Here is a 23,222-nt window from a genome sequence, read left to right as displayed (position 1 = left end):
ATGAAATATGCTGTATCTGTTTGCTTCTGGGTTTAATTTTTGTATAAAACAATTATCAATTATCAATTATCAATTATCAATTGATAAAATCATCCGCGTTTATTTGCGTTTATCTGCGTTTGCAAAATGGGTATTAAATCTCAAATAAAACCTTTTGAAAGGGAATTTTGAATTTTCTATTGTTGAATATTTTGTTGAATATTATAAATTCCAATCTCTGCGAAAATGCAAGAAACTTTGCAAAAACTCTTGCAAAATATGGTTCTTATTTAACTTTTGTTTATTCCATTCTCTTGCGGTTTGTTGTAATATTTCTGAAAAGCTAGGATCAACAACAGCTAAATTTTCTAAGTTCTCAATTTTCAGATTTTTTGACATTGCTAAAGCTACTAAGTTTATTAATTCTTCCGCTTCTGCACCAAATATAGAACATCCTAATATTTGACCATTTTCTAAAACAATTAGTTTACAAATACCTGTAATTTCATTTTTAATTTGTGCTGCTGTTAAGGTTTTGAAATAGTTTTTAAAAACTAAAACTTGATTTTTACCATATCTTCTTTTGGCTTGTAATTCTGTTAACCCTATTTGCGCTACCATTGGTTGAGAAGATATTATCCAAGGAATACAACGATAATTAACTTCAAGTCTGGGAAAAAATAGAGCATTTTTCACAGCAATTTTAGCTTCATAATTGGCAATGTTGGCAATATCATAACCACCCAGAATATCACCACAAGCGTAAATGCGATGATTTGTAGTTTGGAGTTTTTTGTTCACAACTAAACGCCTTGGATGCCATTTGACTCCTGCTGCTGCTAAATTTAAATTTTCTATGTTTGGTTGTTGTCCGGTTGCAATTAAAATTTCATCAGTTTCAATGGCTTGATCTCCAGCTTGCACCCATTTTTTATCTTCAATTTTTCGTATTTGGGTGACTCTTGTTTGGTTAAAAATACGCACACCATCAGCTTCTAATTGTGCTATCAATAATTGTCTTATTTCTGGTTCAAGATAGGAAAAAACACTGGAGTGATTTAATATTAAATTGATGTTGCAACCCCAATTAGCTAAAGTTTGGGCAATTTCAATACTTTGGGGTAAACCACCAATAATTACCCAATTTTTTGGAGGGTTTGGTGTTTCTAAATATTGCCAAATATTCGCTAAGGTGAGATAATCTGTAGTGTTTAAACCTTCAATATCGGGAATTTTTGGATGTGAACCGCAAGCGAGTAAATAGGTACGGGCGCTTAAAATTCTGTCATTCACTGCAAAACTCAGCTTGGGAGAAGTTTGAAATTTCCCATTACCAATAATTACATCAACACCTTGGGCAGACAAATTAGCAAGAGAATTAATTTGGTTTATATGTGCTGCAATACTTTGATGATACAACATCGCTTGCTGGTAAGAATAGCTGCAAGTCGGTTGCAAGATGGAAATTTGCGATTTTTCTGATACTCCAGTATTGCTAATTGGTTTGTTCAGGTGAAAATCTGATTTGATGTTTTTACTCTCGGTAATAATGCCAAGAGTTGCCATATCAACGCACTGCTGAGAGATTTTACTTAGTTCGCTGAGTGGGTAATGATAATTTAATTCATAGTGGACTTGAGGCTGTACCAAGGCAACTTTCGCTTGTAGTTGGGTTGCAGTTAAGGCAGCTTGGTATCCGGTAATACTACCACCAATAATTACAATATCGTAGTCAATTTTCATTAGTCATAGGGAACAGGGAACAGGGAACGGGGAACAGGGAACAGGGAACGGGGAACAGGGGCAATAAATAACCGAGTCTCCAGTCTCCAGTCCCCAGTCACCTGATAACTGATTTAAGGGCTGTTAATAAGCGTTGGTTATCAGATTGGAAACGGACAGCGACACGGAAAAAGCGATCGCCCAACTCTTTAAAACTCCGACAGTCACGAATTAAAATTTGGTGCTGTCGCAGTAATTTTTCTTGTAACTCAGAGGTGGAATATTGAGACTCTACCAAGAGGTAGTTAACAGTGCCTTCTAGGGGTGTTAATCCGTTAATTGCCGATAAACCCTGAAAAAGTTGATTTCGTGCCTGTGGCAGCCATTTCCAGGTCTGTTGTTGAAAGTCTGTATCTTGGAGTGCAGCGATCGCAGCAGCAGCAGCTAGGGTATTCACAGGCCAGGGATCTCGCCATGATTGCCATTTTTTCAGCAAGTCCGGGTGAGCGATCGCATATCCTAACCTTAACCCAGGTAGACTGTAAAACTTGGTGAGCGATCGCAATATTACCAAATTCTCATATTCCTGTACCCATCCAATCAAACTTTGTTCCTGATCAGGAGGCAGAAAATCCATAAACGCCTCATCCACCACCACCAAAGCAAAATCTTTCAAGTAGGGCAAAATCTCATCCCGTAAAAATAGCTTACCCGTTGGGTTGTGGGGATTATTTAGCAATAAACCACAATTTTTAGACGGGGTATCTGAGGAAAATGCGGAATAAATCTTTCCCAGTCCCCAATCCCCAGTCCCCAAAATAGGAAACTCTAGCACTTTAGCATTATCAGCCGCTAGGGTGCGGTAATAATCGCCAAAGGCTGGAGTTATTAATATTGTAGCCGCTAATTGTCCTAATTCCCTACCTAACAAAGTCAGTAATTCTGCCGAACCATTGCCTGGCAAAATCCACTCCGGTGGTAGTTGATGGAAATGACCCAGAGCGTGTTTGAGTTCGCTGTAATCTGGGTCTGGGTAGTGTCTTAGATTACCAAATTGGGAGGCGATCGCAGCAATAACGCTGTCTGGTGGTCCCAACGGGCTGATGCTGGCAGAAAAATCGACAATAGCATCCGGGGAACAGCCGGCTAACGCCGCTGCCCAAGCTAAATTTCCCCCGTGTGCCTGTTGTCGCATCAAAAATAGACTTCCTAGAACAGAACCTACTCTTTTGGGGGTGCTACTCTTTCTCTAAAGAGCTTCCCAGCAGAGAAAGCAGGAACTTTGGTAGCTGGGATTTCCATTTTTTCATTGGTTTTGGGGTTGCGGCCTTCGCGGGCTTTGCGTTCCCGTGATTCAAAAGAACCAAATCCTACCAGGGTGACTTTATCGCCAGAAGCCACAGCCTCAATAATTGTCTCAATAGCAGCAGTTAACACCGCATCCGCTTGTTTCTTTGTCACACTGGCTTTTTCTGCCACTGCATCAACTAATTCGCCTTTGTTCATATCAAACTCCTTGAGGTTTACTTGAGATTTAGTCAAGATGTACTTTGTCGGATCTTTACGGAAATCTCTGTTGGCCGCATTACAAAAATCGTCCTTTGAGAGTATTTACACTCAAAACCCCTGTAAATCAGATTGGCTCGACTTTTCAATGAATCATTCTAAGGTGTTGTAGCCAGAAGTGCATAGGTGAAAGCATTAATTTATATAGATTTCAGAATTTATTGTGTTTTTTGCTGCATAGTTGCCCTGGAAACAGGTTATTTTTAGGAATAAATGCTTACTGGGGATTGGGGACTGGGGATTGGGGACTGGGGAAGAGGTGATTGGTGATTGGTGATTGGGTACAGCAATTTTCGGGAGCATCCAAATTTTGAAAAAATCAACTCAGCAATACCAAAAACCCTCTTAAACCCTCTTAACTTTGTGTCCTTTGCGTTCTTTGCGGTTCATTCATATTAGGACTTTGTAGCAATTCAAAGATTCCCAAAAAATCAAATTACACATTTGGGATGCTCCCCAATTGTCAGGTAAATGAACCACAAAACAAAGTTTAAAAGCCTTTTAGAGACGTTGAATGAAACGTTTATACTTTTTAAAGGTTCGCCACAATATCTTTTAAAGGCAACATTAATGTTAAAGGTTCTATCGGTGAGGGCTTAAACTTATGTTTTAGATAAAATTGTTTAGCTTCTTCATCTTTAGCATGAACTAAAATACATCGTATTCCGACAATTTTTGATGCTTGTAAAACCCGAAAAATTGCATCTCTTAATAAACCAGATCCGATACCTTGCCCTTCCCATTGTTCATCAACAGCTAACCTACCAATGATCATACAAGGCACTGGATCTGGTGCATTTTGCTTGACTTTTCTAATAGCCACTGAGTGATATACACCAGAACTGGCCAAACAGTAATAACCGATTACTTTGTTTTCACAAATTACTACATAAGTTCTAGCAGTATCACCCTCATTTTTAAATGCTTTTTCCCTCAACCAATTATTTAAAGTTTCTGACCTTGAATTGAATTGTGATATATCATGGCTAGAATTAATTGGTTGAGGAGCTTCTATGATTTTCCTTTGCACCATTCTTAATCCCAAGGTGATTTAGCAGCTAAAAACTTACGTAGTTCCTCATCTGCTTTAGGTGGTGCATCTAAAATATCAATAAATTCTTGATATTTTTTTTCATCTAAAGCAAAAAAAGTTTGATCACAAATTACTTTTTCTGCTTCTCTACAAGCGACATCTAGCATGAAATCAGAACGAGTTTTACCCAGAATTGATGCAGCATAATCAATTAAATTACGCTGTTTTTCTTGAACTCTAATATTAATAACCTGATTGCGTCCAGGATTATCCATTTCAAAGGAAGCTACCATTTTAGTTTCCTGAATTCTAATTACTCCATTACTCCTACTATAAATACTCGTGTACACAATGTCAATACATTGTTGTGTGGGTACTAAGTTACATTAAAATGGTACTAATGTTTTGAGGTTACAAATCAGGATAATGTTACATGGCAAAGGATCGTTTTCACTATGCAGTGAGAAATGCTTTAGAGAAGGATGGATGGATAATAACTGCTGATCCTTATGAGGTAAGCGTGGGAGATGTGGACTTTGAAATTGACCTAGCTGCACAGATGTTAGCAGCTGAACGAGCAGAAGAAAAGATTGCCGTTGAAATCAAAAGCTTTATAAGCGGATCAAACGTTTCTGAATTTCATACCGCCCTTGGGCAGTTTCTTAACTACCAGTTTGCTCTTGAAGAATTTGATCCACAAAGAAAACTATATCTGGCAATACCCGATTCAATTTACAAATCATTTTTTCAGCGACGTTTTACCCGTTCTGTAATTGCTAGAAACCAAATCAACTTACTCATTTATGAGCCAAAACAGGAGATAATTGTCAAATGGCAGTAGAAGAGTATCGTGAAATAGTTAAGAATCTAATTTTAGAAAAAGCTCAAAGAAGATTTACACCGGAAGAAATCGAAGCACAAGCGGTTATAGATACCCAGAACGACCACTATCTTCTCTTACACACTGGTTGGCGTGGGAATAATCGCACTCATGGTTGTAGTATCCATATTGACATTAAAAACGGCAAAATTTGGATACAACATGATGGAACTGAAGTCGGAATTGCTACACTTCTACTCGAAAAAGGCGTACCAAAAGACGATATAGTATTAGCTTTTCATTCTCCTGAAATGCGCGAATTTACAGAATTTGCTACCCATTAGACATCGCCGAAAATTACATAAGCGTAACCTGAAACTTTTGGTAGGGACAATTCATGAATTGTCCCTACATCTTTTTCACCAGAGGTCTAATGATTCGGGTATTTGCTCAGTCTACCGACTACCAGGAACTCTCAACCCCCGACGCTCAAGCATCTCCCGCACCTGTGGACTAGGATTGTAGTTATAACCATAACTAGAACGTTCAGAGTCATCCATTACCTGTGGCGTGAGTAATACAACTACTTCTCTGCGTTCATTCTCTCTATTTGTTCTTCTAAACAGTGAACCCAGCAGGGGAATATCACCCAAAATAGGAACTTTGGTGACAGTTGCACGATCTTGGTCCTGAATAATACCCGATAAAATCAGGGTTTGACCATCTCGCAAACGAATTGTTCCAGAATTTAGGGAGCGTTCAGAAACCAAAAAGATTCTTTGAGAACCTGTGCCAAAGTTAATGTCTGCGGGTGATTGAGGCGCTTTAACTATAGGGGCAACAGACAGGGAAACAAAGCCATTATCATCAATGCGATCTACTTTCACAGCCAGAGTCAAACCCACATCGGTTTTTTCTGCTGTTATAGTTTGTGTAGTAGAACCTTCACCACGAGTGATTACGTTTTTGATGTTTCCTATTACTTCTTGAGTTAGTTTAACATTAGCTGTTTGACCTTCCTGCACAATTAAAGTGGGGTCAGTCAAAATTTTAGCATTGCCACTTGTAACTTGTGCTTGCAAGCTTGCTAGAAGTCGTCTGGGAAATTGGAAAAATGTAGGTAAACTAAATCCGCCAGAGTCCGTTAACCCTGTTGCTAGTGGGTTAGAACTTACACCAGGAATTGGATTACCTGTAGCTGGATCTATTTGATCTATGAACACATTTGCCGAAGACAGTGGATTGGTAGTGGTAGGTGTACTCAGTACACTATTTCTAGCTTCAGCACTAGTAGGAGGTCTAGATCCGCCAAAGTTTAGGCTGGCAGCACCACCATCGACTGAAAAGTAATTATTACCAATTCCAAAGGCAAAGCTAGTATTATAAAGCTGATCTCCTGTGAGGTTAACATCAATAATTTTGACATTAACTACCACTTGACGACGAAGGATATCAAGCTGAGTCAGTTGAGATATTGCCATATCAACTGTTTTGGGAGAACCAATCAAAGTCACAGAATTTGTGCGCTCGTCTCCCAAAGCCTGTAAACCTCTGAGCATAGGAGTTGAGTCTTTATAATCAACTCTTTGCGTCTCAATTTGTGTTTCAGTAGTTGTTTGAGTTTGGGTAATGGGAGCAACTCCCTCTCCCACAGGTACAGCATTGACACTTGTAACTTGTCTTTCACGACTCACTGCACTTTCCGCACCTAAACCTACCAAAAAGTTTAAAGCCACACCCACCGTTACCTGATTGAGTCGTAAACTCCGCATCACTGTATCACGGGTAGAATTAGGCAGTTTAGCCCCAACAAAAATTGTCCTACCACTGCGGTTAGCTTCTAAACCACTCAAGCGCAAAACGTAGTTAAATACATCCTGCACCGGTTCATTTTCAATATCTAAAGAAATTTTTTGACTAATGGTTTGTCCTTCGGTGGGTGCTGCTCCTTCTGCTCCCACATAAGCCAGGTTAAGTCCAGCAGCACGAGCCAATAGTGATAAAACTTCCCTCACAGGTGCATCTCGCAACACCAAACGCGGTACTCGTTCCTGAGTTCCTAAATCAATCACAGTAGGAGATGTATCAATATTAGATACTGTAATATCTCCTACTGGTGGGGCAACTGCTCTAGGTAAAAAAGGAGGCTCTAGGTTATAAGGTTGATTTGGTCCTGCTGGTTGTGCCTTTTTACCATCTATTGTTATTTCTGGGTTGGGTACTAACACATCTGGTTGTTTACCAGGTTCGGACGGAGTTCCAGAGGGAGTTGGGGGTGTTGATGCTATGGTATCTGTATTCGGTGTGGTTGGGGTTGTGTTTGTTGTGTTTGTTGTTTTTGGTGTGTTTGTTGTCGTGGGTGCTGCTGCTGTTGTTTCTCCTGTCGTAGTAAAACCAAGAGTCAGATTGTTATTTTCACGGATTACAGGTTTACCAGCAGGAGCGTTATCAATACCCATCACGGTAACACGCACACTGTTAGCTTCTAACTGATTAACTTCTACAAATGCTATACCCGGTGCGGGTTTTTCTTGACGGAAACTCTTACCTTGGGGTAAACGCAATTGAGTATTAATAATATCTGCAACTAAGGCTTTATCTCTTTTTGTCGTGAAAATCTGGGGTTTATTTCCAGAAGATGTCTTTAAAATTACACTAATTCCCCCATCAACGGGATTTAGTTTCACTTCTGTAATTTGAGTTGTCTGTGCCAAAACGGGCTGTGCTGCTAAAAGTACACAAGCTGCCGCACTAGAAACTAAAACATTACTATGAACTTGTTTCACAGTTCATTCCTCACATTCAATAGAAACCAGTCTGTATATCTACTTATTAAGCCAAAATCTAATAGTCATCCATTGTACATGGAATTGCCATGGAAGTGACAAATCAGCACTCAGGATTTTTGCAGGTTATTTCGGCGGTGGTGCAGCTTTTGCTGCTGCTTCTGCCTGTTCTTCAGCAGTTAATGGCATTAATGCTACTAAGTCAAAGGAAGTAGAAATTTTGCCCACTCCTGTACGCGCTCCTTTTTGCTTATCATCTGTATCTTCTTTTTCTGGTGGCATTAATTTTGAATCATAATTTTGCACAAGTAATAAAGGCTGCAATCGCTCAATATTACGCATAATTGCCTGAGTTTGTTCAAAATTGCCTTCTATTTCTACTTTGATAACTTGGCGTTTGAGTTTGTTGTTAACTTTTTCTCCCAAACTGTTATCAATAATTATTTCTGGTTTTTCTCCTGCTGGTGCAAACTTTTTGAGTTTGGCTCTAATGGCATTACTGCCCATAGCTGTAGCATTACTGTATGATACCAAACGACTGGTATCAATCAGTAATGTTTCCAAACTCTTTTCATTAGCAAGTAAAGCTAAAACTTGGCTTTGTTGTTGCTGAGATTGAGCTAATTCTGCTAGTAATTTATCTGCTTGTTTAGCTTGGAGATTTGTTTGCTCAATTTTTCCTTGTAAATCCTTACTTTTGGTTTGCAAGTCCTGGAACTTAGTAAACTCTGGCATGACAATGTTTAGTATCATATAAACAGCACCCAGAACACCTAAACCACCAACCACCAAACCAATTACTTTAGGTGTAAAAGTTATACCAAAGGCTACAGGATAGGAAGATGTACCCTCATCAAAATTGGTGTTTTGAGAAAAATTTAAATCATCACTGACTGTCATTTGGCAATAGCTCCTGTTTCTTGCAAGTTACGGATTCTTGCTACTAATCCAACTGTACCTTTTTGTTCTAAATCACGGATTAATTGTGATGCAGGTACAGCACTTAAACTAGCTTTAATAGTATATTTAACCACTTGAGGAGGTTTAAATTTCATTTCTGTTTTGGTCTCAGGTGGAACTGCACCAGTGATGGGAGGTGCATCAACTAATTCTGCTGTAATAATTCTGCTTTCTGCGGGGTTAAATAACTTGGATTTGCCCATGCTCAACACAAAGTCATTGACATCAGCAAAAGAACGGGCATAACCAGTAATTTCTAATTGTCCGGCATTGGTAGGTTTTTTGTCTGTGTTGGCGGTCTGGATGACAGGAGGCATTTGTTTAATGGTTTCCACCTGTACATTTACGGGAATGCGATCGCGCAAATCCTGTAACATTGCTGACCAAGGACGAATTTGATCAAACACTGTGACTAAAGCTTGTGTTTGCTCTTTAATGCCGGTGGTTTCATCCTTAATTTTCTTAATATCGGCTAATTTGACATCTAGGTTTTTGTTTTCCTCCTCTAGTTTGGCAATTTGTTGTCCTAATCCTGCATTTTGGGCTTGTAAAAACAACAAAACACCAAACACCAAAGCTGGAATAGACAAACCCACACCGACTCCCAATAAAGCTGGTGTATATTCGGTGATATCAGCTTTTGGTCTAACAGGTTTATTCTCATTCAACTCAGCAGGTGATCGATCTTTGAGAAAATTAATATCTAGACTGTACATTTTGTTATGCCTCCCGCATTCCTAAACCAAGAACTATCCCCAAACCAGGGCGTTGCACTGGGGGATATTTATCTTCTTCTACTTGCAAAGACAAATCTCTGATCGGATCTATTTGAGTAGTAGGAAAACCTAATCTTTGAGTAAAAAACTCATCCAACTGTTGCAATCCTCCTCCCATACCAGCTAGTAAAATCTGTGCAACTTCTAAACCCTCACTCTGATTGATATAAAAATCTATAGAACGCCGCAGTTCATCCGACAATTCTTCTAATACTTTCAACATTGGACCCATACCAGGATTAGCACCAGTCAGCCCGGTTCTAGCTGCATACAAAGTATTTGCTGGAATAGTCATATCCATCAACATATCCATCTCTCGTGAGATGGGCAAATTCATGGCCTTAGATAAAGCTGCTTGCAGTTGATATGTACCTATAGGCACAGTACGAGAAAATTGTGGCACTCCATTGATAATGATGGCAATTTCCGTACTATCAAATTCAATATCAACCAAAACTGCTGCTTCTTGTGGTCCGAATAGTCGCAACTGATCACGAATAGTTCTAATCAGAGCAAAACTGTTGATTTCTAAAATATCAACTGCTAATCCAGCTTCAGCAAAAGTATTAATATAGGTATCTGTCACTTCCTTACGAGTGGCAACTAAAAGCAATTGTACTTTTTCAATGCCATCCTCATCTACAAAATACCCCAATTTTTGATAATCTACATCAGCTTCTTCTCGTGCATAGGGTAAATACAATGCGGCTTCATGGTTTAGCACCATGTCCCGCAATTCTCTATCATCCAACTCGGCTGGTACAGGAATCACACGGACAATAGCATCTCTTCCGGGAATACAAGTGGCAACACGGGAAGCTTTAATCTTGCTTTCAGCTATTGCCTGTTGGATAATTTCTGCCATCCGGGGAGAATCGTTAATCTTACCATCTATAATTATTCCCTCTGGCACTGGGAATGTTGTCAAAGATTCTATTTTTAAACCTTGGCGCTGCTTACGCAGTTGAACTATGTTCATTCGATTTGGTGCTAGTTCAATACCAACACCTTTGTTGGATTTACCAAGGAGATTACCAAGATTACTCAAGATGCTAACCACAGTTTTACCTGCTAGATTGCTAGATGGAAAATTTATAAGAAGGAGTTCAAGGAGTCAGGATTTCAAGGAGTCAGGAGTCAGGAGTTATTTATTTTGGATTTTGGATTTTGGATTTTGGATTGTTTTTGTCAACTCCAATCTACAATCTAAAATCTAAAATCTAAAATTTTCTTCCCCAATCCCCAATCCCCAATCACCAATCACCCCCGTTAATCGTAAAAATATTACCACGATGATCAGATTGCAAAAATTACAAAAACTAACTGTTTGGGTTTTGTTTGGCTTATTGGCCAGTTGGGTGGTCAGTTGCAGCACGGGTAATGTGAGTACAAATACACAACCTACTGCTTCAGGAGTCACCACCATTGAGTTTTGGACTATGCAACTCCAACCCCTATTTACCAACTACTTCCAAAGTCTGATTTCGACTTTTGAATCTCAAAACCCCAGTATCAAAGTCAAATGGGTGGATGTGCCTTGGGCAGCTATGGAGAATAAGATTTTAACATCTGTCTCCGCAAAAACGCCCCCAGATGTTGTTAACCTTAACCCAGATTTTGCTTCCCAACTAGCAGGAAGAAATGCCTGGTTAGATTTGGATGCAAAGGTCCCTAGTGAAGTCCGTTCTTCCTATTTGCCCAATATTTGGCAAGCTAGTACCCTCAATGGTAAGAGTTTTGGGATTCCCTGGTATCTTACTACGAGGCTAACTATTTATAACACTGATTTGCTCAAACAAGCAGGTATCACAAAACCACCTGCAACTTATACAGAATTAGCACAAGCGGCGCAACAAATTAAAGATAAAACTGGTAAATACGCCTTTTTTGCTACTTTTGTACCTCAAGATTCTGGTGAGGTTCTGGAATCTTTTGTGCAAATGGGTGTTACTTTGGTAAATGCTGAGGGTAAGGCGGCTTTTAACACTCCACAAGGAAAAGCAGCTTTTCAGTATTGGGTAGATTTATATCAGAAAGGATTACTACCTAAAGAATCCTTGACTCAAGGCCATCGTCATGCTATTGATTTATACCAATCTGGAGAAACAGCGTTTTTGGCTTCTGGTCCTGAGTTTTTGAAGACTATTTCTAATAATGCCCCAGAAATTGCTAAAGTTTCAGCGATCGCACCCCAAATAACCGGTGATACGGGTAAGAAAAATGTGGCTGTAATGAATATTGTCATCCCCCGTGCTACTAAAAATCCTGATGCTGCTGTTAAGTTTGCTTTATTTGTCACCAATGACGAAAATCAATTAGCTTTTGCTAAAGCTGCAAATGTTTTACCATCAACAGTGAAAGCTTTATCAGATAGTTATTTTAAAGAAGTTCCTGCTAATGCTTCTACTGTGGAAAAAGGCAGAATTATCAGTGCTGAACAAATGCAAAAAGCAGAAGTTTTAACTCCCAAAATGAAGGATTTTAAATTGTTGCAAAGGGCAATTTATGAAAATCTGCAAGCGGCAATGTTAAAACAAAAAACAGTAGATCAAGCTGTAAATGATGCAGCACAACAATGGGATAACAGGTAATTGACAATTGACAATTGACAATTATGAATTACCTAGAAAATAGCCGATGAGATAAAGAGAACCGCATAAAACTACTAGGTTATCTTTATTTTCTGCATTTTCAGAAATAGTGAAAGCAGCATCTAAAGCAGGAAATACATCTTCATAGATGCTGCAAAAACCTAAATCTGGACAAATTTCAAAAGCCAATTTTTTTAAATCTGCCAAATTTGCATAATTACTATCAGGCACAGGTACTAAATATAATTTATCTCCTGTTTTTAACAGTTCTTGAAAAATATCACCGTGATCTTTAGTGGCTAACATTCCCATTACCCAAGTTATAGAATTATACTCCCCTCCCTGCTTTCGGGGAGGGGTAAGACTATCTATATAATTTCTCAAAACTGCTGCTGATGCTGGGTTATGTGCGCCATCTATTAATAATTGATAATCGTGATTATTTTGTTTATTCTTCCAGTTAAACCATTGCATTCTTCCCGGCCATTTGGTTTTTTCTATTCCTTTAATAATCGCTTGTTCAGAAATCTCCCATCCTTGTTGTTGTAAGATTTCTAAAGTGGCTAATGCTAAGGCAGAATTTGTTAATTGAATTTGCCCTTTTAATGGTAATGGATATTTTATTGTTTCTGAATTAATTTTTGGTGAATTTTGAATATCATTTTTAATTTCTAATTTTTCATTTTTAATTGTTTGATATTCCGCCCATTCAGGACTAATTTCTTTCGCAGGTTGGGGGGTAAAAAGCGGACTTTGTAATTCTAAACTTTTGAATATTATTACTTTTTCGGCATCTTCTGGTAATGGTCCCATAATTACAGGACATCCAGCTTTAATTATACCCGCTTTCTCTTTGGCAATATCGCTGATTGTGGGTCCTAATTGTTGCCAATGTTCTCTACTAATAGAAGTTATTACTGTTACTAAAGGCTTTTCGCAAACATTAGTCGCATCTAAACGACCACCTAAACCCACCTCAACCACGGCTATATCAACTTTTTGCTGTGCAAAATATAACCAAGCAGATGCGGTAATTACTTCAAATTGGGTCGGTGATTCTTCGTTTTCGTCTATTGCTGCTTTAACTTTATGTATTAATTGAGACAGGTTTTCTGAATTTATCGGCTGTTCATTCACACAAATGCGCTCATGCCAATCTATTAAATGAGGTGATGTATATCTTCCTGTACGATAACCAGCTTCAGTGAGAACAGATGATAGGTAAGCGCATACAGAACCTTTACCATTAGTTCCAGCAACATGAATCACTGGTACTTTTTGATGGGGATTGTCAAGATTTGCCAATAATTTGACAATGCGGGAGAGTTCCAGGTTAACGCCAAAGTGTTGAAAGGGTTGCAGTAAGGAGTCGATGTTCATGGGTATTGGTAATTGGTGATTGGTAATTGGTAATTGGTGATTGGTAATTGGATAAAAATATTACCCATTACCTATTACCCATTACCCATTACCTAAATTATGCTTCTTTATTTAAAAAGTTTTGCACTTGTCTGATTGCAGCAGCACCGATATTAAAAGCAGCCCAACCTGCTGCAATGGCTAATGGTGCTAAAACGATGACTACACGGGTATCAATGTCCATATTTAGAAACCTCTGTTATCTAGAAATTAAAGTTTTGTCAACAGATATCAATTTTTATTTTTATCTGAAGTCGGGTATTTTTCCAAGGGGTAGTGTAAAGAATAATGAAGTTGGTGATTGGTGATTGGTGATTGGTGATTGGGAAAAATAACTAATTACCCATTACCCATCACCCATTACCCATTACCCATTACCCATTACCCATTACCTAAAACCAATATCTGTCCCCTTGCCGGCGTGGACGAGGGCTAATTTGTGGTATTTTTGAGCGTGTTCAATAAGTTCGGTGGCTTCGGTTTCTGCGAGTTGACGGACAACTTTGGCGGGGATGCCAACTACTAGGGAAAATGGGGGTATGTCTTTGGTAACAACTGCACCTGCGCCAATGATGCTACTATGACCTATTCGGACTCCATTTAAAATTATTGCGCCGATGCCTATTAAACTCCCCCGTTCAATATGAGCAGAATGTACCACGGCACGATGTCCTATAGTAACATGATCTTCTAAGATGGTGGGCAGACCAGGATCACCATGTAAAATGGCTCCATCCTGTATGTTTGTGCATTCGCCGATTTCAATGCGTTCTACATCCCCCCTCACTACTGCACTATACCAGATGCTTGCCCCTGCTGCGATCTTGACTGATCCGACAACAACGGCGTTGGTTGCGATAAAGGCAGCTTGAGAAAAATCGGGAGATGTCCAATAGGAAACAGTAGACACGATAGAATATTGATATGGTACCCAGGAACACTGGAAAAACTCCAACCTTTGAGGCTGGTTGCACAACCAGGATACCACAGCCGTTTGGTCTGTACGCTAAGGAAAAAACTGCTGAGATTTGCTTTTGCGGCAACTCACTCAAAGTAGTAGAGCCGAAGTGTTAAATCCAACCTATTGGTGCTGGTAAAAAGAAAACTATGCTTGTACACACTTCATGATGAATCCAGGCTTACAGTACCCAATATTTGGACCTGAAATACAGTGTCCACACTGTCGCCAGACTATTCCGGCGCTTACGTTGACTGATACTTATTTATGTACGCGACATGGCGCTTTTGAAGCGAACCCGAAAACGGAAGAGTTGGTACATCTCCAGTCGGGTCGTCATTGGCGGAGGTGGAATAATGAATGGTATCGTCAACATACTCATCCTGATGGCATTCGCTTTGAAATTCACGAAGCTCTGGATAAGTTGTATACTCAAGGTTATCGGGCTACAAGGGTAATTATTGCCCGTCGCTATCAAGAGTTAATGAGCGGTTATTTAGAACGCAGTAGTCCTTGGCGTTCTGGACAACCGGAAGCTGGTGCTGCTCGTTTATATGGTTTACCAGTGGAGTTTGGACCTGATCCCGCTGAAGATCCATCTTGGGATGTGATTAATTTTGATCTGGATAAAGAACCTGGTGTACCTGTGCGCTATCCTTATTTCCGGTTGTTTGAGTAGATATTAGTGGTAATTGGTAATTGGTAATTGGTAATTGGTAATTGGTAAGCATATTTATCTTCTTATTATCTCTTGCCTTTTGCCTTTTGCCCTTTGCTTTGCTACTAAGCTGTTACCAGCAGATTTATTTATTTTTATATAAAATCTAAAATCTAAAATCTAAAATCTAAAATTCTATGCACCATGCTTCTATTAGAACTGCGAATATTCACCGGGCGATCGCATTTTATGAAAAGTTAGGATTTACGGTTGTCGATCGCTTTACTACCGGTTATACTTTAGCTTGCTGGATGGAAGGATTAGATAGCCGCATCGAACTAATCCAGATCCCTCAGCCGAAACCCGCACCTGATGCTTTTGCAGATGAGCATTATGTGGGTTATTATCATCTTTCTTTTGATTTAACCCAAACCGTACCAGATTTATATATTTGGTTGTCAGACTTAAAAGCGAAAATCTCTGGTGTATCTGAGTTGTCACCTCTCCAAGTTCTTTTAGAACCAACTCAGCAGCAAATAGGCGATCGCATTTTAGAAGTCACTTTCATCGCAGACGCTGACGGTTTACCCTTGGAGTTTATTCGTTTTTTAGTGTAGGGAATAGGGAATAGGGAATAGGGAATAGGCAAGAAATTTATTCTTATTATCCTGACTCCTGAACTCCTGTAACTCCTGAACTCCTGTAACTCCTGAACTCCTGACTCCTGACTCCTGACTCCTTCCCAAAATTTTCCAGAAAAGTAAAACTACAGATGTATAGGTAAAAAGATGTAGTCTTATTTACTTATATTCAAGAAATTTATGTTTGTAATTTCTAGCTTCCATCGTTATCGTGTACCTCTACTATTATTCCTTTTATCGTTGATATCAGCCTTTTTCCTAAGATACTTATTTTCTGGACATCTCAATTTTCTTCAACTCAACTGGGAACATGATCAGCAAATATCCGTAGACGCAAACAAAAATAATCTTACAGTGACAAACAATGTTCAAAAGACTGTTCTGGATAATGGTTTAACTGTCTTAACTAAAGAAGTTCATAATGCACCAGTTATAACGGTGCAAATGTGGTATAATATTGGTTCGGCTCAGGAAACTCCAGGCATTAATGGTATTGCTCACCAGTTAGAACATATAATGTTTAAAGGCACAAAAAACCGTCCGGTGCAGTTTGCACAGTTGTTTGGTGCTTTGGGTAGTGACTCTAATGCTTTTACCAGTTTTGAGCAAACCGCATATTACCATACTGCGGAACGAGATAAGCTCAAAGCACTGCTGGAACTGGAAGCAGACAGAATGCAAAATTTACTCATTGATAACCAACACCTGGAAAGTGAAAAGCGGGTTGTTATTTCTGAGTTACAAGGTTATGGAAATAGTCCAAAGTACCGCCTCAAGCGTGCTGTGATGCAGTCGGTGTTTCCTGAACATGGTTATGGTTTACCTCCTGCGGGTACTGTGGCTGATGTGGAAAAGTTGACAGTTGAGCAGGTTAGGGATTATTATAATAAATACTATCATCCAAATAATGCTATCTTGGTGATTGTGGGTGATTTCCCAACTGCGACGGTTTTGGAAACAGTCAAGGAAGTATTTGGAAAAATTCCCAAAAGTCAACAACTTCCCAAAGTTCCCAACTCCCCAACCACCCAAATACCAACTTCACCTATAGTTTTACAAGAACCTGGTGCGGGAAAGTTTTTACAGTTAATTTATCCACTTCCCAGTTTAAATCATCCCGATATTCCAGTTTTGGGAGTGACGGATTATATTTTGACAGGGGGAAAAAATTCCTATTTGTATCAGGCTTTGGTAAAATCTGGTTTAGCAACTAATGTTTCTGCTCATGTTGCCAGTTTGCGAGCAATTGGCTGGTATGATTTATCTGTTACTGCTGCACCTAATCAAGATTTACAGAGAATAGATGTAGTTGCTAAGAACGCAATAACGAAACTTGTCAAAACTGGTGTTACATTAAAGGAAGTTGAACGCTCTAAAAATCAACTCATAGCTAATGTAATTTTAAACAGGCGTGATATTACCAGTCAAGGAATGCAACTGGCTAATGATCAGCTAGTTGCTAATGATGATAGATATACAGAACGATATTTAGAAAATGTCCGCAAAGTCAAACCAGCGGATGTGATAGCTGTAATTAATAAGTATCTCAAACCAGAAGCAGCAGCGGTTGGTTTTTTTGCACCTGTGCAAAATGCCCAAGATGAAAATTATCAAACTTCTGAATTTTCCACCGCAGAAAATTTAACTGCTGGTGTGAAAATGACTGCATCTGAGGTGATGAAGTATTTACCAGCTACAGATGACAAGATTGATGATTTTAATTATTCAACTCCACAAATACCACAACGCTTAACTTTTGTCAATGGGTTGCGGGTGTTGTTATTACCAGACAAGAGTAGTCCGACGGTGACGTTAGGTGGATATATTAAAGCAGGGAAGGAATTTGACAAAGCTGATCAAGCTGGTTTAGCGTCTTTGGTAGCGGATAATTTGTTAAATGGGACGAAAACCAAAGATACATTAACTATTGCAGATACTTTAGATCGTAGGGGAGCGAGTTTAGATTTTACCGCATTGCGGGAAGGTGTGCGGATTCAGGGTAAAAGTTTACAGGAAGACTTACCAGTTTTGCTGGAAACTTTAGCTGATGTCGTTAAAAATAGCACTTTTCCTGAGAAAGAGTTAGAAATTAGTCGTCAACAAGCTGTAAATGACTTAAAGTTAGAACTGGATGATGCTGATGAAGTAGCAAACCGGAAATTTATGCAAGCGTTATATCCGCAAAATCATCCATTACACATTTTTCCAACTTTAGGAAGTATACAGAAAATTTCCCGGAAAGATGTGATTGCGTTTCGACAAAAACATTATCGCCCAGATACGATGATTTTAGTATTGGTGGGTGATTTTGAAATTGAAAAAGTGCGATCGCTCTTAGAAACTCAATTTGGTAATTGGCGAGTTCAGGGAAAACCAGCGATGGTAGAATATCCCCAGGTGGTAAAAACGGAACGTGGTTTACAGATTAATTCGGTGTTACCCGGAAAGTCGCAAACTATCACCTATATGGGTGATCTGGGTGTCAAACGTCAAGATCCGAGATTTTATTCAGCTTTGGTTTTGAATGAAATTTTGGCAGGAGACAGCGTATCTGGTAGACTTGGTTCAGAAGTGCGCGATCGCTTAGGTTTGACTTATGGAATTTATAGCAACTTCCAAGGTGGAAAGAATGCTGGCACATTTTTAATTGAAATGCAAACCAGTCCTGAAGATGCAAATAAGGCGATCGCAACTACCCGCAAAATCTTACAACAAATACATCAACAAGGTGTCACCCCAGAGGAAGTAGAAACCGCAAAACGCACTTTAATTAGTAACTATAATATTTCTTTGTCTAAACCAGAGGAATTAACAGCTAGAATTTTAATGAACGAAGTTTTTGGAGTTTATGAACTAGAATTGCAAGGTTTTGCTGAAAAAATCGAGAAAGTCACGAAAAACGAAGTTAATCAACTTGCACGTCAGCAACTCGATCCTGATAAATTGGTAGTAGTTACCGCTGGACCTGCTATCATGGCAGAATCTAGGTGATTGGGGAAAAGGTGATCAAAAATAGACTCAGATCATAGATAATGGTTTGAGGACTCAGATAAAAATGGAACATCCCAATGAACAAAAGCAACATAGCCACTCCAAAAACTCTCTGAAACTCTCTTCCCTTTGTGTCCTTTGCGTCCTTTGCGGTTCAATCATATCAATCCCTGGGATAATTTTCTGATAAAAATAAACTTACACATTTGGGATGCTCCCGATAAAAATGTACAGTCATCTAATCAACATTTCCCAATATCTATATAAATGTCATAAATGTCTGTTTCTGCTGATATTTCTGGTTTGTCTTGGTTTCATAGATGGAACTTGTGCGATCGCAGAAAACTTAAACAATTCCTCTGGTGATATAATCAAACAACCACCAACAGAAATTACCGTCATTTTGGGAACTGCTGCGGGTGAATTGAAATTTGAACCTAATTTTTTAGAATTTCAATCAGGGAAACGGTACAAGCTAGTTTTAACTAATCCCAGTCCTGTAAAGCATTATTTTACCAGTAAAGATTTCGCTGATGCTATTTGGACCCAAAAGGTAGAAGCGGGAAATGTGGAAATTAAAGGAATGATTCACGAATTAGAACTCAAACCCGGTGCAGAAGCAGAATGGGTGTTTGTTCCTCTCAAAACAGGAAAATATAATTTACGTTGTACCATCCCCGGACATTCTGAAGCAGGTATGAAAGGAGAAATAGTAATTCAATCCTAATCTATCTTTGTCAAAATCAGGATTTAAGGATGTACAGGATTTTTGGTTGTGAATTTTTACCAGAAAAATTTGCCAAATAGAGGGGTTAGACTGTTGACAACGACGATAGAACCTGATATAATAGATTTTGATGAGGAAGAACTATTTTGTAATAATTATAGAATTATCTATTAATACCCTGTATTTTACTATATAGTACCAGAAAAAAGTGAGTAAGTAAATATCAATCGCTGAAAAAACCAAAACTCGTAAAATTATTGATAATATTCGCAATAATCTTGAGAATAGAGGGTAGTTATTGCGAAAAAAAGTAAGTTGAACAAATTTGGCAAAATTGAGATTGAAAAAACTTATGAAACATAGACGCAAAATTACCCATTACCAATTACCCGTTACCAATTTTCTAAATAACGCAAAATAAGTTAACGTAAGTAAGGATAGATATTTTTTGCAATAAATCTCAACAACCTCAAATCTAAGCCGTAAAATCGCGGAAATTACTAAATTACATGATGAACATTCTCAGCCACCTAATTTCTGAACCAGTTAAAACCAAACCCGCAGCACCCAGACAACGCAGGGGTATAGAAATTAAATCTCCCCGCGAAATCGAAATCATGCGACAATCGGCTAAGATTGTAGCCACGGTTCTCAAAGAAATTTCTGAGTTAGTAGAACCAGGAATGACAACTGCTGACTTAGATGCACACGCAGAAAAACGTATCCGGGAAATGGGTGCAACTCCCAGTTTTAAAGGATATCACGGTTTTCCGGCTTCGATTTGTTCTAGTATAAATAATGAAGTTGTACATGGTATTCCTAGTCCGAAAAAGGTTATTCGCTCCGGTGATGTATTAAAAGTTGATACAGGTGCTTATTATCAGGGATTTCATGGTGATTCTTGTATAACAATTGCTGTAGGAAATGTCACCCCAGAAGCAGCTAGATTAATAAAAATAGCGGAAGAAGCTTTATATAAAGGAATTGAACAAGTTAAAGCCGGCGCTCACCTTGCGGATATCGCTGGTGCGATTGAAGACCATGTAAAAACGAATAAATTTAGTGTAGTGGAACAATTTACAGGTCATGGAGTTGGTAGAAATTTACACGAAGAACCTGCGGTTTTTAACTATAGAACTCGTGAGATTCCCAATGTGAAATTACGTGCTGGTATGACTTTAGCCATTGAACCGATTTTAAATGCAGGTTCAAAAAATACCAGAATTTTAGCTGATAGATGGACTGCGGTTACAGTTGATAATGCTTTATCTGCTCAGTTTGAACATACTGTGTTAGTGACAGAAGATGGTTATGAGATTTTAACTGATAGATCATTGGTTTAATAAGTTAAAATTACTGGGGGAAAAATCCCCCAAATAGTTTGTAGATTTTAATTTTGGTTTTCAGTCAAAAGTCAAAACTTTGATAATAACTTTTATAACAAAATTATGGGTTACTACATCTCCTCTCGGTTTCTGGATAAAATTGCTGTTCACATCACCAAAAACTTTTTAAATATTCCCGGTGTACGAGTTCCCTTAATTTTAGGTATTCATGGGAAAAAAGGTGAAGGTAAATCTTTTCAATGTGAATTAGCATTTGAAAAAATGGGCATAGAAGTCACCCTCATTTCTGGAGGAGAATTAGAAAGTCCAGATGCAGGAGATCCAGCACGGTTAATTCGTTTGCGTTATCGAGAAACCGCAGAATTAGTTAAAGTTCGCGGTAAAATGTGCGTTTTGATGATTAATGATTTAGATGCTGGTGCAGGAAGATTTGACGAAGGAACGCAATACACAGTTAATACTCAGTTGGTAAATGCAACATTAATGAATATTGCAGATAATCCCACTGATGTACAATTACCAGGAAGTTATGATGCTAACCCTATTCGTCGTGTTCCCATTATTGTCACAGGAAATGATTTTTCAACCCTCTATGCACCATTAATTAGAGATGGAAGAATGGAGAAGTTTTACTGGGAACCCAACCGTGATGATAAGGTAGGAATTGTGGGGGGAATTTTTGGGGAAGATGGACTTTCACAAAGAGAAATTGAACAGTTAGTAGATACTTTCTCTCATCAGTCTATTGACTTTTTTAGTGCGTTGCGTTCTCGCATTTATGATGAACAAATTCGTGATTTTATTCATCAGATAGGTTATGAAAAAATCTCGATGCGAGTGGTTAATAGTGTAGAACCACCACCAGAATTTAAGAAACCTGATTTTAGTTTATCCCATTTAATTGAATCTGGTAATTTAATGGTAGGTGAACAAAAATGGGTGGAAACTTCCCATTTGGTTGATGAATATAATAGACTAAATCGGGGTAGACTTTATAAATCTCAAGTTGGTGTGAAAGAAACACCTATTAGTCAACCTGTAACTAATGGAAATGGAAATAATAGCAGTAAAAATCAAAGTCATTTAAGTTTAGAAACACAGGAACAAGTCCGACAAATTTTATCCCAAGGTTATAAAATTGGTGTTGAACACATTGATGAAAGACGTTTTCGCACAGGTTCATGGCAAAGTTGTGGTACTTTACAGATAGATGGTGAATCTGATGCAATTTCAACTTTAGAATCTTGTTTAGCTGAATATAGTGGTGAATATGTGCGGTTGGTAGGTGTTGATCCGAAAGTAAAACGTCGGGTGATGGAAACAATTATTCAACGTCCAAACGGGAGATAGAAAGTAGGTTGGGTTAAGCGACAGCACAACCCAACAATTTTTTTATTGTCAGAATCAGGATATCCAGGATTTAAGGATTTACAGGATATTTTTTAGCATTTAATTGTTAAATGTTATAATTATAGAATTACAACTTGATGCTATATCAAATTTATGATCATTGCACAAGAATTAGAAGTACAAGAAAACATCTCCCAAGATGTAATTTTTCCCCCTGGTGATTTATATAGTGATGAACCTTCTTTAGAATCTGAATTACATCTAAGACAAATAATTTTATTGATTAGTTCTCTCCAATGGTTATGGAGAGTAAGAAATGATTTTTATGCTACTGGAAACCTTAGTATTTATTATAAATATCCTCCCACAAAATCAGAATATTTCCGGGGTCCAGATTTCTTTGTGGTATTGGGAACTGAACGTAAAACTCGTAAAAGTTGGGTAGTGTGGGATGAAGATGGTAAATATCCCAATTTCATTTTAGAAATTCTTTCACCAACTACAGCTAATACAGATAGAGAATTTAAAAAAGAACTTTATCAAAATACATTCCGCACACCGGATTATTTTTGGTTTGATCCTTATACCTTAGAATTTACAGGTTTTCATTTAGTAGATGGAGAATATCAACCTTTAATAGCAAATGAGAAAGGACATTTGTGGAGTCAACAGTTAGGTTTATATTTGGGTATTCATGAGGGTTTATTGCGGTATTTTACACCCGCAGGAATTTTAGTTCCTACACCTGAAGAAAGCGCGGAAGCAGAAGCTAAAAGAGCAGCGCGTTTAGCGGCCAAGTTGCGAGAATTAAATATTGATCCTGAGACTATTTAAGACTATTTAAAGTTTATTAATAATAGACAATTAACAATTACCTCTCCCTTAAAATCAGAGGATTG

Annotated in this window: 23 protein-coding genes; 11 read left to right on the top strand and 12 right to left on the bottom strand. The window is 38.4% G+C overall.

Going from position 1 to position 23,222, the window contains the following annotated elements; all coding sequences use genetic code 11:
- The first annotated feature begins 7 nt into the window (after window positions 1–7).
- Window positions 8–148 carry a hypothetical protein gene (locus K2F26_RS23250; protein ID WP_220609675.1) on the top strand — a complete coding sequence of 47 codons (141 nt, stop codon included), beginning with the start codon at window positions 8–10 and terminating at the stop codon, window positions 146–148.
- Window positions 149–201: 53 nt separating this feature from the next.
- Here the strand turns inward: K2F26_RS23250 and K2F26_RS23245 are convergent, their stop codons facing one another.
- From K2F26_RS23245 to K2F26_RS23225, 5 genes are all read right to left on the bottom strand, one after another.
- Window positions 202–1,722, bottom strand: coding sequence for a dihydrolipoyl dehydrogenase family protein (locus K2F26_RS23245; protein ID WP_220609674.1), 1,521 nt, complete (start codon window positions 1,720–1,722; stop codon window positions 202–204).
- 97 nt (window positions 1,723–1,819) lie between these two features.
- A complete protein-coding gene (gene cobD, locus K2F26_RS23240; RefSeq protein WP_194053832.1) occupies window positions 1,820–2,896 on the bottom strand; it encodes a threonine-phosphate decarboxylase CobD in 1,077 nt (358 codons plus the stop codon).
- A 26-nt stretch (window positions 2,897–2,922) separates the two neighbouring features.
- Window positions 2,923–3,207: an HU family DNA-binding protein gene (locus K2F26_RS23235; RefSeq protein ID WP_096572272.1), complete on the bottom strand. Its 285-nt coding sequence runs from the start codon at window positions 3,205–3,207 to the stop codon at window positions 2,923–2,925.
- A 592-nt stretch (window positions 3,208–3,799) separates the two neighbouring features.
- The gene (locus tag K2F26_RS23230; RefSeq protein ID WP_246605467.1) at window positions 3,800–4,300 is read right to left on the bottom strand and encodes a GNAT family N-acetyltransferase; all 501 of its coding nucleotides are present in this window, start codon (window positions 4,298–4,300) and stop codon (window positions 3,800–3,802) included.
- 2 nt (window positions 4,301–4,302) lie between these two features.
- The gene (locus K2F26_RS23225) at window positions 4,303–4,593 is read right to left on the bottom strand and encodes a type II toxin-antitoxin system TacA family antitoxin (RefSeq protein WP_220609672.1); all 291 of its coding nucleotides are present in this window, start codon (window positions 4,591–4,593) and stop codon (window positions 4,303–4,305) included.
- A gap of 140 nt (window positions 4,594–4,733) precedes the next feature.
- On the opposite strand from K2F26_RS23225, the gene K2F26_RS23220 reads away from it, so the two are divergent.
- On the top strand, window positions 4,734–5,141 hold the full coding sequence (locus tag K2F26_RS23220) for a XisH family protein (RefSeq protein ID WP_220609671.1): 408 nt from the start codon (window positions 4,734–4,736) through the stop codon (window positions 5,139–5,141).
- Entirely contained in the window at window positions 5,132–5,464 is a 333-nt protein-coding gene (locus K2F26_RS23215; RefSeq protein WP_220609670.1) for a XisI protein, read from the top strand. The genes K2F26_RS23220 and K2F26_RS23215 overlap by 10 nt, the downstream gene beginning before the upstream one ends.
- 111 nt (window positions 5,465–5,575) lie before the next feature.
- Here the strand turns inward: K2F26_RS23215 and K2F26_RS23210 are convergent, their stop codons facing one another.
- From K2F26_RS23210 to pilM, 4 genes are all read right to left on the bottom strand, one after another.
- On the bottom strand, window positions 5,576–7,906 hold the full coding sequence (locus K2F26_RS23210) for a type IV pilus secretin family protein (protein ID WP_220609669.1): 2,331 nt from the start codon (window positions 7,904–7,906) through the stop codon (window positions 5,576–5,578).
- A 126-nt stretch (window positions 7,907–8,032) separates the two neighbouring features.
- On the bottom strand, window positions 8,033–8,806 hold the full coding sequence (locus tag K2F26_RS23205; protein WP_220609668.1) for a pilus assembly protein PilO: 774 nt from the start codon (window positions 8,804–8,806) through the stop codon (window positions 8,033–8,035).
- Window positions 8,803–9,582, bottom strand: a complete 780-nt coding sequence (locus K2F26_RS23200) for a PilN domain-containing protein (protein WP_220609667.1) — start codon at window positions 9,580–9,582, stop codon at window positions 8,803–8,805. Before K2F26_RS23200 ends, K2F26_RS23205 begins: the two co-directional genes overlap by 4 nt.
- A 4-nt stretch (window positions 9,583–9,586) precedes the next feature.
- Window positions 9,587–10,693 carry a type IV pilus assembly protein PilM gene (gene pilM / locus K2F26_RS23195; RefSeq protein ID WP_220612003.1) on the bottom strand — a complete coding sequence of 369 codons (1,107 nt, stop codon included), beginning with the start codon at window positions 10,691–10,693 and terminating at the stop codon, window positions 9,587–9,589.
- A gap of 241 nt (window positions 10,694–10,934) precedes the next feature.
- On the opposite strand from pilM, the gene K2F26_RS23190 reads away from it, so the two are divergent.
- On the top strand, window positions 10,935–12,233 hold the full coding sequence (locus K2F26_RS23190; RefSeq protein ID WP_220609666.1) for an ABC transporter substrate-binding protein: 1,299 nt from the start codon (window positions 10,935–10,937) through the stop codon (window positions 12,231–12,233).
- Window positions 12,234–12,254: 21 nt separating this feature from the next.
- Here K2F26_RS23190 and K2F26_RS23185 read toward each other — a convergent pair whose 3' ends face one another.
- The 3 genes from K2F26_RS23185 to K2F26_RS23175 form a co-directional block, all read right to left on the bottom strand.
- Complete coding sequence (locus tag K2F26_RS23185) at window positions 12,255–13,613, bottom strand: bifunctional folylpolyglutamate synthase/dihydrofolate synthase (RefSeq protein WP_220609665.1); 1,359 nt, start codon at window positions 13,611–13,613, stop codon at window positions 12,255–12,257.
- 97 nt (window positions 13,614–13,710) lie between these two features.
- Complete coding sequence (locus tag K2F26_RS23180; protein WP_096572282.1) at window positions 13,711–13,836, bottom strand: photosystem II protein Y; 126 nt, start codon at window positions 13,834–13,836, stop codon at window positions 13,711–13,713.
- A gap of 204 nt (window positions 13,837–14,040) precedes the next feature.
- Complete coding sequence (locus K2F26_RS23175) at window positions 14,041–14,562, bottom strand: gamma carbonic anhydrase family protein (RefSeq protein WP_220609664.1); 522 nt, start codon at window positions 14,560–14,562, stop codon at window positions 14,041–14,043.
- 214 nt (window positions 14,563–14,776) lie between these two features.
- Between K2F26_RS23175 and K2F26_RS23170 the strand changes: the two genes are divergently transcribed.
- From K2F26_RS23170 to K2F26_RS23140, 7 genes are all read left to right on the top strand, one after another.
- On the top strand, window positions 14,777–15,289 hold the full coding sequence (locus tag K2F26_RS23170) for a TIGR02652 family protein (RefSeq protein WP_194053810.1): 513 nt from the start codon (window positions 14,777–14,779) through the stop codon (window positions 15,287–15,289).
- Between the two features lie 176 nt (window positions 15,290–15,465).
- A complete protein-coding gene (locus K2F26_RS23165; protein ID WP_220609663.1) occupies window positions 15,466–15,885 on the top strand; it encodes a VOC family protein in 420 nt (139 codons plus the stop codon).
- Between the two features lie 204 nt (window positions 15,886–16,089).
- On the top strand, window positions 16,090–18,900 hold the full coding sequence (locus K2F26_RS23160; protein WP_220609662.1) for a M16 family metallopeptidase: 2,811 nt from the start codon (window positions 16,090–16,092) through the stop codon (window positions 18,898–18,900).
- A gap of 226 nt (window positions 18,901–19,126) precedes the next feature.
- The gene (locus K2F26_RS23155; RefSeq protein WP_220609661.1) at window positions 19,127–19,627 is read left to right on the top strand and encodes a cupredoxin domain-containing protein; all 501 of its coding nucleotides are present in this window, start codon (window positions 19,127–19,129) and stop codon (window positions 19,625–19,627) included.
- Window positions 19,628–20,139: 512 nt separating this feature from the next.
- Window positions 20,140–20,970, top strand: coding sequence for a type I methionyl aminopeptidase (gene map, locus K2F26_RS23150; protein ID WP_220612002.1), 831 nt, complete (start codon window positions 20,140–20,142; stop codon window positions 20,968–20,970).
- A 105-nt stretch (window positions 20,971–21,075) separates the two neighbouring features.
- Window positions 21,076–22,323: a RuBisCO small subunit-like domain-containing protein gene (locus tag K2F26_RS23145; protein ID WP_220609660.1), complete on the top strand. Its 1,248-nt coding sequence runs from the start codon at window positions 21,076–21,078 to the stop codon at window positions 22,321–22,323.
- 153 nt (window positions 22,324–22,476) lie between these two features.
- On the top strand, window positions 22,477–23,157 hold the full coding sequence (locus K2F26_RS23140; protein ID WP_220609659.1) for a Uma2 family endonuclease: 681 nt from the start codon (window positions 22,477–22,479) through the stop codon (window positions 23,155–23,157).
- Window positions 23,158–23,222: the final 65 nt, after the last annotated feature.

This window comes from Sphaerospermopsis torques-reginae ITEP-024, assembly GCF_019598945.1.
Lineage (GTDB): Bacteria > Cyanobacteriota > Cyanobacteriia > Cyanobacteriales > Nostocaceae > Sphaerospermopsis.
Note: the sequence above shows the minus strand (reverse complement) of the source record. Positions and strands in the feature narration are given on the sequence as shown.